Raw genomic sequence first — 13712 nt, 5'->3', positions numbered from 1 at the left:
TGCGTAGTGGACCTTTAGTTAATCTGGCGCAAGGTCGAAAATGATGATGACCGCAACTGCTCGGCAACGGAAGGCTTGCGGTGTTTGTCATACTCGGCCCGACGTCCCTGCAGGTCAACGGCGACGACATTCACCTCGGTCCGGCCCGCCAACGGGCGCTGCTCGCCGTACTGCTCTATCACGCCGGTGAATCGGTGCCGAAGGGCGCGATTCTGGAGCATCTGTGGCCGGGGCAGGCCTCGCGGCGCCGTGGAGGTCTGCATGAGCTGGTCAGCCGGGTCCGGGCGGTGCTGCGCGCGGCCGGTCAGCGCGACGCGCTGGTGCGTTCCGGCACCGGTTACCGGCTCGATGTGTCCACCGACCTGGTCGACTACCACCGCTTCTGTGACCTCGTCGGCAAGGCCCGTCAACTGCTTCCCGACGACCCGCCGGCGGCGGTCGCGGTAGCCGAGGAGGCGCTGCGGTTGTGGCGCGACGAACCGCTCGCCGAGCTCCGTTCCGCGGAGGCCGAGCTGATGCGTGACCGGATGCAGGAACGGCATATCGAGGTCCACCGCATCCGGGCCGATGCGTTGATCGGTGCCGGCCGGCCCGGCCGGGCCGTCGACGACCTGGCAAGGATCATCCAGCGTCACCCGTACGACGTGGAACTTGCACACCGAATGGTGCTCGCGCTCGCCGCAGCCGGTCGGGCCGACGACGCGATGCGATTCGCAAGATCATTCATCGGCACCTACGAGAGCGAAGTCGGGATGCCCCCGTACATCGATCTCATCGCTTCCGTCAAACGAGAGCAGGAAATCGCCGCAAGACGCGTCAACGGCGCACTCGACACGAAGTTCGGGCTCACCCCACCGGCTAGCCCGACGACCGGCCCACCGCCCCGGCAGATCCACCCGAGAGCCGCCCGGCTCGTCGGCCGCGCCTCGGCGCTCGCCAGCCTGGACGAGATCGTGTCGAGCACGATGGTCCCGACGATCCTGCTCACCGGCATGCCCGGCGTCGGCAAGACCACCCTCGCCGCACACTGGGCGCATCTGCACGCCGAGCAGTTCCCCGACGGACAGCTCTACCTCGACGCGCAGGGCCACGGCCCCGGCCCCGGCGTCACACCGGTCGACGCGCTCGGGCGCTTCCTCACCGCGCTCGGCCTGGCGCCCGCACTCATCCCCGCCGACACCGCACTACGCCGCGACCGCTACAACCAACTGCTGCAGGGCAGGAAAGTCCTCATCATCCTCGACAACGTCCGCGACGACGACCAGGTCGCCCCACTGCTCACCAACTCCACGACCTGCCTGACCATCGTGATCAGTCGCAACCGGCTCCGCGGCCTACGGGTCCTCGGCGGCACCCGGCACCTGCACCTCGAACCGCTCACCCCGGACGAGAGCGTCGACCTGCTCACCCACCACGTCCACCACACCCCACACCACGACCAGCCAGACAGCCTGCGCGCCCTCGCCAACCTCTCCGGCGGCCTCCCGCTGGCGCTGAGCATCGTCGGCGCGTACGTCAGCGACCGGCCCGGTATCGACCTGACCAACCTGGCCCGTGACCTCGCGGCCGAGTTGCTCGACCACGACGGCGACGACGGCCGCGCGACCACCCTGCGCACCGTCTTCGGCTGGTCCTACCAGGCACTCGAACCGACCGCCGCCCGACTGTTCCGCCTGCTCGGCCTGTTCCCCGGAGCCAAGTTCAGCGAAGGCGCCGCCGCCGCACTGCTCGCCGCCCCCGCCCGCGACGCTCTCAACGCGCTGATCCGGGCCAGCCTGATCCGGACCGAGGCGCCCAGCCACCACAGCCTGCACGACCTGCTTCGCCGTTACACGGTCGACCTCGCCGCCACCACCCTCACCCCGGACGAACGCCGCGCCGCCCTGCACCGGCTCTTCGACTGGTACCTGCACACCGCCGCCGCCACCGCCGCGATCCTGGCCCCGGGCGAAAACCCCGTCCCCGACATGGCGCCACCCCGGATCCCGCCGCAGACCTTCGACACCGGCCCGGCCGCTCTAGCATGGATAGACGCCGAACGCGCCAACCTCACCACGGTTGTCCACGCCGCCGCAGCGTCCGGTTTCCACCGGTACGCCTGGCAGATCGCCGGCAACGTACACCGCACCCTGAGCCGGTCCGGCCGCCAGGACGACGTCCTCGATCTGCTGCGCACGGCCGTCGACGCCGCAGTCGCCGACCGGCACGACCTCGGCCACGTCGGCACCACCAACAACCTGGCCGCGACCTACTTCGCGACGCACGACTACCGGCGGGCCGCCGCCGGTTTCGCCGAGGCGCTGCGGATCGCCAGGGACAAGGGCCTCACCGAAGTCGAAGGCGCCACCCTGCACAACCTCGGCGCCGCCCACCTCAACGCTGGCGACGCGGCCCGCGCCATCACCCTGCTGCGGCAGTCGCTGGACATCACCGAACAGGCCCGCTTCCTGGCCGGGCAGGCCGCCACCCTGCTCCGACTGGGCAACGCCCACCAGGCACTGCACCAGTACGACGCGGCGGTGACCTGCTACACCGACGCCCTGCGCCGCGCAGAACAGGGCCGGGACCAGCGCGGCCGGGGCCGGATCCAGGTACGGCTCGCCGAACTGCACCTCACGCTGGACGATCCGGCGCTGGCGCTCACCCACTGCGCTGCGGCGCTCGCCATCCACCAGCAGACCCGCGACGACACCGCCCACTGCGACGCCCTGCTGACCGCCGCCGACGCGCACCGCCGGCTCGACCGCCACCACGACGCCCAGCGGACCGCCACCCGGGCGCTGCAGCTCAGCGACACCATCGGCGACCTGCACCGGCGGGCGCGGGCGCTCGCCGTACTCGCCGACAGTCTCGCCGCCACCGGCGACCGGGCGGGCGCCCGCGCCCGGTGCGAGGAGGCGCTCACCATCACCGCCGACCTGACCGACCCGCAGGCCCGCACCGTCCATCAACGGCTGCACGCCACCGCCGCCGCACTGACCCGGCCCCCGCGTTGACCCGACCCCGCGCCCCCGCCGATCCGGGTGTCCCGCCACGGGATCTCGCGGGAACTTCCGCGCCAGCATGTCCGACCCAATTATCGGAAGACCTCGAACGGCAAGACATGTGCCGGCGGCCGGGTGGACCCCGCGGCCGGCCTACCCTCGCACCCGAACAGGGAGAACACGACACGTGAACATCAACGGATCGGACCGCTGGCGTACCGCTGTCGCGGTGGTCGGCTTCGCGGCGGTCGGCGTCCTCGCCGGCTGCGGCGACGACTCGTCCGGCACCACCGACGCCGCCGACGCGACCCCGGAGCCGTCGGCGTCGGCCTCCGCGATGTCCGACAACATGGACTCCGACGGCATGGACGGCATGGACGGGATGATGAACGACCCGTCCGCCACCCCGGCCGACCAGATCGACGGCGCGGTGGAGGCCACGTTCGCCCTGCTCGACACCCGGCCACCGGGCACCGACGACGCTGCCGGGACCGCCTGGCTGGCGCAGACCGACGACGGTACGACAGTCACCGTCACCATGACCGGGCTGGAACCCGGCGCACAGTACATGGGCCACCTGCACGCCCAGGAGTGCGCCGCCGACAACGGCGGACCGCACTTCAAGTTCGACGAGAGCGGCCCGGAGACCCCGCCCAACGAGGTCCACCTCGGCTTCACCGCCGCCGCCGACGGCACCGGCACCGCGACCGTCACCAACGAGCAGCAGGTCGGCGACGCCGCCAAGTCGGTGGTCATCCACCCGATGGAGACCATGGACAACCGCCTGGCATGCGCCGACTTCTGAGCCACGCCACGGCCCTGGCCTGCGCGGGGGTGGCGGCGGTCACGTTCGCCGCTCCCGCGCAGGCACACACCGAGCTGGTCTCCGCCGCCCCCGGGCCGGGCGACGAGGTCGCCCCCGGTGTGGCGACCATCGCGTTGACGTTCGGCCCGCTGTCCGGCACCGGCGAACGGCGGATCACCGTCACCGGCCCCGACGACACCGCTGTCGCGGTGGGGGAGGCGGTCGTGGTCAACGCGAAGACCCTGTGCGCCGCCGTCGACCCGCTGACCACCGGCGTACACGCGCTCGACTACCAGGCGACGTCGGCCGACGGGCACGCGATCAGCGGCAAGTTCTACTTCGAGGTCGTCGCCGGCGGCACCGACAGCGCCGACCCGGCCGACTGCGCCCGAGCGGTGCTGCCGGCACCGGGCGCCGCCGCCGAGCCGGCCGACTCCGTCGACAGCGCCGACCCCGACGGCGGTACGGCCGACACGGCCACCGCCGGGTCGGACGACCGGGGCGGCGGGCCGCTGCTGGCCGGGGTCGCCGCCGCCGCCGGCGGGGGACTGCTCGTGCTGCTGCTCGTCGGCTGGCTGCTGCGCCGACGGGCCCGGCAACGCCCCGCCAGCTGACCGGCGACACCACCGGCTGACAGACAGCCCGGCCGGCTCGACGTCGAGCCGGCCGGGCTCAACCCGCCCGGTCGCGCAGCAGCGCCACCGCCTCGTCGGCGCGACCCTGCCGGGCCAGCAGGGTCACCAACAGACCCACCCCGTGCCAGTCGTCGGCGCCCACCCCGGCCTGCAGCAACGCGATCGCCTCGTTGACGTCGCCCCGCCCGGCAAGCACCGTCGCCAGCTCGGTCCGAGCCGACGGCTCGCCCTTGTCCGCCGCCAGCCGCCAGAAGTGCTCCGCCTCGGCCTGCTCACCCTGGGCGTACAGCAGGGTCGCCAGCCGCGACGCCGCATGCCAGTCGCCGCTGGCCGCCAGGGTCCGCAGCTGGTCCAAATGCCCCCGGTCGGCGAGCAGATCGACCAGAATGTGCCCGGCCGGCGACTCACCGGCCGCCGCCAGGTCCCGCAGGTATCCGGTCGGGTCGGGCAACGCCTCCATGCCCGGTGACTCCGGTCCGGCCGCCCGGCTGCCACCGAACTCCCGCTGCAGCTGGTCGTCGAGGTCGTCGGCGAGGCGGAGCATCGCCCGGATCGCCAGCAGCAGCTGGGTGGGCTGGAAGTCGACACCGAAGACCGGGATCGACGCCCACACCGTGTCGCCGGTGCAGTAGATCCGGCCGACCGGCATCGTCACGGTCAGCTCGGTCAACCGCCGCAGCAGCGCCTCGGACGGCTGCACCCCGGTCAGCAGCGGCGAGATGACCTCCACCAGCGGTGGGTCCTCCTGCGCGCGTACCAGGATCATCGCCGAACCGGCGCGGATGCCGATGTCGCCGTCGGAGTCCAGCTGCAACTGGTCCACGGTGGTCCTCAGCAGCTCCGCGACGACCAGCTTGACCTGGCCGGTCAGCTTGTCCCCGGCGGACACCGCGCCGGCCGCAGCCCCGGTGACGGCACCGTCGGCGGGCCGGTCGACCGGCTGCCCGACCACCGGCCGGGCGGCGAGCGCCGCCGCCAGCCGGGTCCGCGCCGGCAGCGGCACCGACGTCGTCGTCTCGGCCGGACGGGCGGCCAGCGCCGCGACCAGCCGGGACAGGAAACCGTCACGGGCATTCATCGCCAGGCTCCCGTACAGGTGAATCCAGGTCGGCGGCGGGGCGGTGCGTGATCGACGGCGGCGGCGTGCCCCGGTCCACCACCCGGACCTGGTCGAACATCCGCGCGATGAACAGCGGCGCGGCGACGCCGAAGACGAACGTCGCGAACGCGGTGGTGGCCACCCCACCGGCCGCCGCTGCGGCGGCCAGCCCGGTGCCCGCGACGGCCCGCAACGTGACGGCGAAGATGATGATGGGCTGGTCCGCCCGGGTACGCCACGGCCACTGCCAACGCCCCTTCGACTCGGTGGTCGGGCGCATCATGGCGTAGAGATTGAGCGCTTCGGCGACCACGCTGCCGACCAGTCCCCACGTCGCTGCGATCCACAGAGGCACGTCCCCACTCTACTGATCGTGGTCGCCCGTTCACGTGCGGGGACCGACCTGATCGACCTCGCTACCGTGAGTCGACCGGTCACTCTCGCAACGGTAACCGAGCCGGGCAACGAACCCGGCGAACATCGATCCGGCCGCCGATGTACGTGCGGTGCTGCCGGCACCGGACGCCGCGGCGGCCGAGCCAGTTGGCCCGGCCGCCCCGTTACCGCTGTCTGCGCACGGCGTCGGTCAGTCGTCGGCGTCGCTGGTGCTCTTCGGACCCTGGTTCAGCAGTCCGCCGAGAGCGCTGACGCTGTCGGCGACCTGACCGGCGGGCACGGCCTTCGAGATGGCTTCGACGGCGATCTGCGCCATCTTCTGCATGTGCTCGGTTGCCGTCTTCATCGCGTCGCTGGCGCGTTGGGCGGCGGCCTGGTCGTTGCCGCCCGCCAACTCCAGGCCCTTGCTGAGAAGTTGGCTGATCTCGGACATCCCGCTCATGTCGCGGAACAGGTTGGCGGATGAAATGGTCCGCAGCGTCGCGTCCATTCCGGTGGGGGCGGGCAACGCCGGCACCACCTGGAGCTTGGCCTCGCTCGGGGCCAGGGCCGCCACCTTCACGTCGACGTCCCGCGCCCGACCGCCGGTGGCGACGGGGGCGATGTCGGTGGGCAGGATCGGGATCGGCGAGTCCTTCCAGTTCCAGAACCGGGTGAGGTCGATCTTCTCGGCGGAGTTGGACCGGCCCAGGACCGCCTCGGCGAAGACGCCGTTGGTGGCGATGCCGACGACACTCGTCACCTCGGGGCCGAGACTGCTGGGGTGTGGCCGGTTGGCCGCCCGGCGGGCGCTGACCCAGTCCAGGCGCTCCTCCTCGGTGGCGAAGTTCCACCGGAAACCGAGGTAGTTGCCGGTCACCGCGACCGGTTTCGGATCGAGCCGCACCCCGAGCGGCACCGTGTCGGCCTTGCCTCCCGGCGGGGTGTACGTGTAGTTGGCCAGGATGCGGCTGAGCGTCAACTCGTCGGCGTTGGCCCAGACCGCCTGGCTGTAGTGCCGGCGGTTGTCGTTGAGGTGGTCGAGGACGTCCTGCGACACCATTCCGCCGCGTACGTGGAACCCGAGCGCCGTGAGGTAGGTGCGGGTGGCGCCGGCCGCCTCCGACGGCTGGGTGACCAGCGTCGACCCGTGCAGGCCGCACAGGATGGCACCGCCGGTGTCCTCGGTGTAGTCCGCCGGGGTGGTCGAGCCGACCGCCGATCCGAAGTCGACCACGCCGGACTGCATGGTCAGCCGCATCCCGGTGAGGCAGCCGCTGCCGCCCGCGCTGTCGGTCCAGTAGCTCACCGACAGCAGCTTGTCGCCGGCGGCGAAGGTGTGGGTCTTGTCGGCGCTTCCGGAGCCACGCGTGTCGCCGCAGCGGAAGGTCTGGCCGGGCGTGCTGAGTGAGACGGCCTGAATGCCGGCGCTGTCCCACCAGACGTCGATCCTGGTGGCCGAGCCCGCCTCGGCTTTGGGCTGGTCGTCGACGGTGTACCGGATGCCGCGGTGGGCGTGCAGCAGACCGGCGGGCAACCGGTCGACCGGGGCACCGTTGGCCGTCTGCGGCGTCGTCCAGGTCGACGTGCCGGGCTTGACGACGAGCAGCGTGTTGTCCTCCGTGACGCCCCAGATAGCACCGTCCGGTGCCGCGACCATCCGGGCCAACCTGCTGGTGGCGGGTGTGCGCTTCTGCCAGCCCTGACTGCCGGGTTCGTCGGTGAGTTCCTCCGTCCTGCCGTCCGGAAATCGGCCCCAGAGTTTGTTTGCGCCGAGCACCACGATGTCCTTCATCCCACTGACCCTGAACTGGTCGGTCAGGGTGCCAGGCCCAGAAAGGCGGTAGGTCGTGTCGTCGGTGCCCAGCATGTACGCGCTGTCGTCCGGCCCGCAGGCGATGTGGTGCGCGGAGGAAGTTGGCTGGTGAACCTTCCAGGTCGTTCCGTCGAACACCACGGAGTAGTCGTTCTCCACCTGTATCGCCCAGACCACGCTCCTGCCCGGCGCGATTGCCTTCAACCGGCCACTGGCCAGCCCGTTGGTCGGCATTGCGTCCCACTTCTTGGTGCCCGGGTTGTACCGGACCGGTGCGCTGTCGGACTTGCGTACGCCGTAGACGCCCATGCTCGACTCGGCTATGTCGATCAACTCCACGCCCTGGGTGGCCGGGGTGGTCGGTGCCTTGGCGGCCGGGCAGCCGTCGAGTTTGCGGACCGCGGCGCTGAACGGGTTCGCGCCGCGGATCTTCTTGGCCCATTCCTCGGGTGCCGCTGCGGCCAGCGCGTCCGAGTACCGCTTCAGGATGCTCTGCGTGAAGTGCAGCTCCTTGAGGGGGATGAACAGACACCGTTCCAGCTTGGTCGGCTTGGTGGTCACCTGGTAGATCTGGACGACTTCGTAGTACTGCACCGACATCGCGTGCATGTGGTTGTAGTTGGTGACCACCCGGGTGAGGACCTGCTCCTTCTCCGACTGTGAGGTCTCCCGTACCACGGTCATGTTCCGGCTGCGTGCTGCGGTCGCCAGCTGCTGGGTCCGCGCGTCGATCCGCTGGGCGGCCTCGGCGGCGACCTCCCGCTGCCCGGTCGAGCGGGCCACCGACGTGGCGACCCCCTTGTTCGTCGAGTGGCTCAGCGAGGCACCGATGCCGGCGCCGAAGAACGCGATGCCCGCGTTGATTCCCGCGCTCGTCGACGAGCTGGACTGGGACATGCTGGACGATCCGTGCTGTTCCTCCATGGCGATGCTGCTGGCCAGCTCGCTGATCGACCGGTTCTGGTCAGTCGCGCTGGTCAGTACGTCGCTTTCGGTCGTTTTCTCCGCGCCGGTCCCGACTGTGCGGCGCTCCCAGTCGATGACCGCGACCTTCGTGCTCTCGCCCGGTGCCAGCGCGAGGCTGTGCAGGAGCCGGCCGAGCGTCACGCCCTTCACGGACCACGACTGCTCGGTGGTGACGATCATGCCTTGTGCCGGGCGATCGTAGAGCGGGAGATTCTCCTCCCCGAGGTCGATCGCGCCGGCCAACTCCGGGTACTGTTTCGCGCCCGGAATGTCGGTCAGTACGACGGTCTGGTACTGCACGATCTCCACCGGATGGTCGCCGCTGGCGGGCAACAGGTCCTTCGGGGTCGGCCCATCGAGTGTGGTCGGTGAAACCGTGGAGGTGGTGCTGGTCGGGGTCGCCGCTCCGTTGGTGCCGGGACTCATCGAGTTCCTCTCCATGTGGGGTTGGTGACAGTGGACTCACCAGATCTCGATGGTTCAGGCACCCCGAAAAGCTGTCAAGCAAACAATTGTGAGAAATGGTTTTCTGGCAAATCCGTGACAGTGTGGATGTCGTATTCCTTGAAAAACTGCACCGTCGGGGTCAATGCCTACATTCAGTCATATCGAGTGAGGTTTCCGGGAGGGTCTGAGCGGCCGTCGACGGCGGGAAGCTCGACCGGTCGCGACCGTGTGTCATAAGCCGACTACCAAGAGTGGCAACTGTGGTGGTTGGGGTCTGGTGCCTTGTCGAAGTGACACAACTCGGTGGCTCCGGGTACTGGCGCACCATGCGGGCGAAATGAGAATGTATGCGCCGCGATGCAGTGACAGAGCCAGGACGGGCTGTGAGCCGGAGGTGGGATGACCGATGTCCGACGAGGACACCCAGCAGGATCCGCCGCGCGTCGGGCGCTGGCTCGCGTCGCCCGAGGGCCAGCCGACGTCCGGCGGCGAGCTGCCCCGCCGGGCCGGCTCCGCCCCGCGTTGGCCACGGCCACCGGCGGACAGTCCACTCACTCTGGCCACCGCCCGGCTCGGCCAGGTCAGCTGGTCGGCGTCCTCGACGATCGACGGCGAAGTCACCGACTGCACATCGGCCGCCGGCACAGGCCCTGCCGCCGACCGCCCGGCCCCGGGCGGCAGGGCATCGGGCGGCAGGGCGCCCGGCACCCACGCCCTACCCGCCGCACCGGTCAGCCACGCCGACCGCTCGACGGGACCGCCGCGCCGTACCGCCATCGGCGCCGTTGCGGTTCTCACCGCCGCTGTCATCGCCGCGACCGTGGCCACCAACCGGGGTGCCCAGCAGGAGCCGATCCGGGGCGAGTTCGTCGCCGGAGCCCCGAGCGCCAGTACGTCCGCCGCACCGCCGACCGAGGAGCCGAGCGGCGGGCCGACCGGCGGGCCGACCAGTGAGCCGAGTGAAGAGCCGACCGACCGGGCTGAGCAGGTTCGCCCGGTCGGCGACGGCGCACACACCACCACGCCCGACACCGACGCACCCGGCGGCGGGCCGACCCCTGCCGCACCGGCACCGCCGCCGGCCACCAACCCGCAGCCGGACCCGAAACCGACCGCACCCGCGTACCTCACCCTGACCGTCGGCGGCACGTACGGGCTGGAGCCGGTCAACCTGCCCGGCCGGCGGGTGCGGCACCGCGACTTCGAGGGCCGCGTCGACGTCGTCGACCAGCGCAGCAGGGCCGACGCCGCGTTCGTGGTCCGTCGCGGCCTGGCCAAGTCGAGCTGCATCTCCCTGGAGGCGGTCAACTTCCCCGGCTACTACCTGCGCCACCAGAACTTCCGCTTCTACCTGCACCGGATCGACGGCAGCGCCCTGTTCCGGGCCGACGCCACGTTCTGCCCGGTCGCCGGACTGACCGGGCAGCACACCTCACTGCGCTCCTACAACTACCCGGACCGCTACCTGCACCACGACGGCAGAGACCTGAAACTCGCCGAGATCGGCAGAGGCGCCAACGCGTCCTACGCCACCTTCATCGTCCGTACCCCGTTGTAGGCGGGGTCGGCCGGGTGCCGGGGTCACGGCGCATCGACCACAGCGGCGGCCCGCCGGGGGAGAGGTGCCGAGGGCCGGGCGTGCGCCAACCGCGCGCAGCCAGCAGGTCACGGGCGTACTCCTCGTCGGTGACGGTGTGCCCGACCAGCCCGGCGGCGTCCAACGTGCGCTGATGGTGGTCGAGCAGCGCCGCGCCGATACGGCGGCGGCGCAGCCACGGCGCCGCCGCCAGGTATACCAGCTCGTGGCCGACCACCGGCTCCGGCGCGGACCCGTCGCCCGGCCCGGCAGACCCCACCGGCGACCGCGCCGACAGGCCGGCCGACGGCCCGACCGGCAGCCGCAGCGCCGCCGCCCGGTGCTCGTCACGCACCGCCCGCAGGTGCGCGACCCGCCGCCGGTAGATGCCGGCCGCGCCGAGCACCTCCCGCTCGTGGTCGGTCACCGTCGTCAACCGCATCGGGTACGGCTGCCAGATGGCCACCCCTTCCCGGTTGCCGGCAACGTGGACGACGCCGTGCCTCAGCCCGTGCGTCAACTCGACGTCGAACAGCCGCAGGAACGTGGTGTACCGGTTGGACACGTCGGTGATCAGCCAGCCGGCCACCGGGTTGGTCACGAACGCCTCGGCGAGCAGCGCCGACAGCTCGGCGATGTCGGTGACGTCGGCGTCCCGGACGGTCATCTCGGATTCCATCGTGGTCTCTCCAGTGGGTTCGGAACGGGTGGCGGCCCGCGCCCAGCCGAGGAACCGGGCGTACGCCGCCGCCGGGGTCAGCCCCGGCAGGTCGAGGGCGGCCGCCGCGGACCGCTCGGCCACGTACATACACAGACCGATCCGGTCGTACGCGGCGACAAGTTGCGCCTTCGCCGGCAGACACGGCCACGGTGCCCGGCACACCCGGCACCGCCACGACGGCCGTGCCGCCACGTGCTCGACGGTCACCGGCCGGCGGCCCGGGGCGCCGACCGCACCCGGGGCGACCAGCGCCGCCCGGTCGTCGGCCGGATGTCGAAGGTGACGAACTGCCGGGAGCCGCAGTCGGGGCAGCGCAGCGTCTGCCCGCAGGCCGGGCACCAGCGCCGCCGCAGCCGGCACAGCAGCAGACCCGGCGGAATGCCGAGCACAAAGCCGGCGGCAATGAACGCGAGGGCGGTGGACATTCCATTTCCTCCCGAGCGAAGATCAATTAATCGTGCGGGCAGGAGTGCATGCGCCGGGCCCGCCGCAGCCGGTCACGGGGGTTTCCCGACTGCGGCGGGTGACTATGGACAGCACCGGCATCAGTTATCTAAGTTGGACCGCATGCATAAGACAAGGCGCGATGCGCCCTCATCGTCGTGGGCAACCCCTGGTCGAGGTCAATCATTTCCGTGCCGAGCGCCTTCACGATTATGAAGGCGCTCGTCAGTTGATTGTCCGCCACGTTGGTGACTACACTCACCACAGAGGATGAAGGAGGCGAGCGATTTGTCCGGCTCCATCGGCACAACCCTGCTCCGCCGACACATCGGCCGCTGGCTCACCGTGTTGCGGGAGGCCGCCGGCATCAGCCAGGACGCCGCAGCTCAGGCACTGCAACGCGGCTCCTCCACCATCTGGCGCATCGAGGCCGGTGACTCGCGGATCCGCTTCCGCGACGTCGACGTCGACGCCATGTGCACCCTCTACCGGGTCTCCCCGGAGACCCGCCACCGCCTGCTCACCATGACCAGGGAGACCCGCGAAGCCCCGAGGCGTGCCTGGTGGCACGACTACACCGAATCGGCCCTACCCGCCTGGTTCGGCCTCTACGTCTCCCTCGAAGACAGCGCCGCCATGATCCGTCAGTACGAGTCCGAGTTGGTACCCGGTCTGTTGCAGACACGGGAGTACGCCGAGGCGGTGAACCGAGTCCTGACCGGCTATGTGACAGAGGAAGACATCGAGCGGCGAGTGACGGTCCGGATGGAGCGGCAAAGTCTGCTCAGGGCACCGCGTCCACCACACCTGCGAGCGATCCTCAACGAAGCAGTACTGCGTCGGGAGGTCGGTGGCCGTCAGGTCATGGCGGATCAGCTGAGGCATCTGCTCGATGCCATCCGGCAGTTCTCGGTGTCCATCCGTATCCTGCCGTACTCGGCGGGTGTTCACGGAGCCATGACCGCGACCTTCACGCTACTCAACTTCCCGAATGCCCCGCTCAGCCCCGATCCCGTTGAGCCGCCACTCGCATACGTGGACACCCTCACTGGGGCGCTCTACCTCAACAAAGCTGATGAGCTTCGGGCCTACGAGATGGTCTGGAACCACCTCGACAGCGGTGCGCTCGATGAGGAATCCTCGACGCAGATGATCAGCGATGCATTGGAGGCATTAGAGCAGTGACCAGACTGACCGGCGCCCGTTGGCGCAAGAGCACCCGCAGTGGCGCTGGCGGCAACTGTGTCGAAGTAGCGACGAACCTGCCCGACGTCATCGCCGTACGAGACAGCAAGGACACGACCGGCCCGGTCCTGACCTTCGCCCCCGCCCAGTGGGCCACCTTCACCGCCCACCTGCCTACCCGATAGGTCGCCGGCTGGCGGATGCAGGCAGGTACCCTGCCTGCATCCGCCCCGCAACACCTCGTTGGACCTGGAGTAGCTCCGAATGAAAGTGAACGAAAACCGGCCGGTAACCTTGTAAACGCCCAGGTCAGGAACTGCTCCCCGCGCACGCGGGGATGGTCCACAGCAGGGGCATCTGTCGACGGAGTACGGGGCTCCCCGCGCACGCGGGGATGGTCCCCAGCTGCGTGGCGGTGTCGACGTCGGCCAGCTCTGCTCCCCGCGCACGCGGGGATGGTCCTGCAATGGAACAACCGACTACATCGAGGGGTTCCTGCTCCCCGCGCACGCGGGGATGGTCCCGTGGTGGTCGACGTGCCGCCGGGCCCGGTGGACTGCTCCCCGCGCACGCGGGGATGGTCCCCGCGCGGTGGCTCATGATGCGCCTGTACGGGCCTGCTCCCCGCGCACGCGGGGATGGTCCCTGGGCCGGCGGGT

General features: G+C 70.6%; 11 protein-coding genes and 1 CRISPR repeat array (1 of these 12 cut by a window edge). Of the genes, 6 read left to right on the top strand and 5 right to left on the bottom strand.

Translation table 11 applies throughout. The features are described from left to right. The first annotated feature begins 80 nt into the window (after nt 1-80). The 3 genes from O7621_RS21830 to O7621_RS21820 all read left to right on the top strand — a co-directional run bounded on the left by O7621_RS21830 (nt 81) and on the right by O7621_RS21820 (nt 4403). The gene (locus O7621_RS21830) at nt 81-2996 is read left to right on the top strand and encodes a BTAD domain-containing putative transcriptional regulator (RefSeq protein ID WP_282230980.1); all 2916 of its coding nucleotides are present in this window, start codon (nt 81-83) and stop codon (nt 2994-2996) included. Between the two features lie 175 nt (nt 2997-3171). Beyond that, nucleotides 3172-3789: a hypothetical protein gene (locus O7621_RS21825; protein ID WP_282230979.1), complete on the top strand. Its 618-nt coding sequence runs from the start codon at nt 3172-3174 to the stop codon at nt 3787-3789. After that, nucleotides 3774-4403: a copper resistance CopC family protein gene (locus O7621_RS21820; protein WP_282230978.1), complete on the top strand. Its 630-nt coding sequence runs from the start codon at nt 3774-3776 to the stop codon at nt 4401-4403. Before O7621_RS21825 ends, O7621_RS21820 begins: the two co-directional genes overlap by 16 nt. A gap of 58 nt (nt 4404-4461) precedes the next feature. Here O7621_RS21820 and O7621_RS29240 read toward each other — a convergent pair whose 3' ends face one another. The 3 genes from O7621_RS29240 to O7621_RS21805 form a co-directional block, all read right to left on the bottom strand. Beyond that, nucleotides 4462-5502 carry a hypothetical protein gene (locus O7621_RS29240; RefSeq protein WP_348775255.1) on the bottom strand — a complete coding sequence of 347 codons (1041 nt, stop codon included), beginning with the start codon at nt 5500-5502 and terminating at the stop codon, nt 4462-4464. Continuing rightward, on the bottom strand, nt 5489-5878 hold the full coding sequence (locus tag O7621_RS21810) for a hypothetical protein (protein WP_282230977.1): 390 nt from the start codon (nt 5876-5878) through the stop codon (nt 5489-5491). Before O7621_RS21810 ends, O7621_RS29240 begins: the two co-directional genes overlap by 14 nt. Before the next feature lie 231 nt (nt 5879-6109). Further along, complete coding sequence (locus O7621_RS21805) at nt 6110-9106, bottom strand: hypothetical protein (RefSeq protein WP_282230976.1); 2997 nt, start codon at nt 9104-9106, stop codon at nt 6110-6112. A gap of 427 nt (nt 9107-9533) precedes the next feature. On the opposite strand from O7621_RS21805, the gene O7621_RS21800 reads away from it, so the two are divergent. Beyond that, on the top strand, nt 9534-10685 hold the full coding sequence (locus tag O7621_RS21800) for an AbfB domain-containing protein (protein ID WP_282230975.1): 1152 nt from the start codon (nt 9534-9536) through the stop codon (nt 10683-10685). Here the strand turns inward: O7621_RS21800 and O7621_RS21795 are convergent. Both O7621_RS21795 and O7621_RS21790 read right to left on the bottom strand, forming a co-directional pair. Next, nucleotides 10663-11616 carry a hypothetical protein gene (locus O7621_RS21795; protein WP_282230974.1) on the bottom strand — a complete coding sequence of 318 codons (954 nt, stop codon included), beginning with the start codon at nt 11614-11616 and terminating at the stop codon, nt 10663-10665. The genes O7621_RS21800 and O7621_RS21795 overlap by 23 nt on opposite strands. Nucleotides 11617-11627: 11 nt before the next feature. Beyond that, nucleotides 11628-11849: a hypothetical protein gene (locus tag O7621_RS21790; protein ID WP_282230973.1), complete on the bottom strand. Its 222-nt coding sequence runs from the start codon at nt 11847-11849 to the stop codon at nt 11628-11630. A 289-nt stretch (nt 11850-12138) separates the two neighbouring features. Here O7621_RS21790 and O7621_RS21785 point away from each other — a divergent pair, with 289 nt between their 5' ends. After that, nucleotides 12139-13053 (top strand): helix-turn-helix transcriptional regulator, encoded by a 915-nt coding sequence (locus O7621_RS21785; protein ID WP_282230972.1) that lies wholly within the window; start codon nt 12139-12141, stop codon nt 13051-13053. Next, nucleotides 13050-13238, top strand: a complete 189-nt coding sequence (locus O7621_RS21780; protein WP_282230971.1) for a DUF397 domain-containing protein — start codon at nt 13050-13052, stop codon at nt 13236-13238. Before O7621_RS21785 ends, O7621_RS21780 begins: the two co-directional genes overlap by 4 nt. Before the next feature lie 131 nt (nt 13239-13369). Further along, nucleotides 13370-13712: direct repeats of the CRISPR family, unit length 28 nt; unit sequence CTGCTCCCCGCGCACGCGGGGATGGTCC; it runs 3646 nt beyond the window's last position.

This window comes from Solwaraspora sp. WMMD937 (assembly GCF_029581175.1).
Taxonomy (GTDB): Bacteria; Actinomycetota; Actinomycetes; order Mycobacteriales; family Micromonosporaceae; genus Micromonospora_E.
This window is presented reverse-complemented; position numbering and strand designations above follow the sequence as displayed.

Coding starts and splice junctions, on each gene's coding strand:
- O7621_RS21820 (WP_282230978.1), top strand. CDS start 3,774: ATGCGCCGACTTCTGAGCCACGCCACGGCCCTGGCCTGCGCGGGGGTG.
- O7621_RS29240 (WP_348775255.1), bottom strand. CDS start 5,502: ATGAATGCCCGTGACGGTTTCCTGTCCCGGCTGGTCGCGGCGCTGGCC.
- O7621_RS21805 (WP_282230976.1), bottom strand. CDS start 9,106: ATGAGTCCCGGCACCAACGGAGCGGCGACCCCGACCAGCACCACCTCC.
- O7621_RS21800 (WP_282230975.1), top strand. CDS start 9,534: ATGTCCGACGAGGACACCCAGCAGGATCCGCCGCGCGTCGGGCGCTGG.
- O7621_RS21790 (WP_282230973.1), bottom strand. CDS start 11,849: ATGTCCACCGCCCTCGCGTTCATTGCCGCCGGCTTTGTGCTCGGCATT.
- O7621_RS21785 (WP_282230972.1), top strand. CDS start 12,139: ATGAAGGAGGCGAGCGATTTGTCCGGCTCCATCGGCACAACCCTGCTC.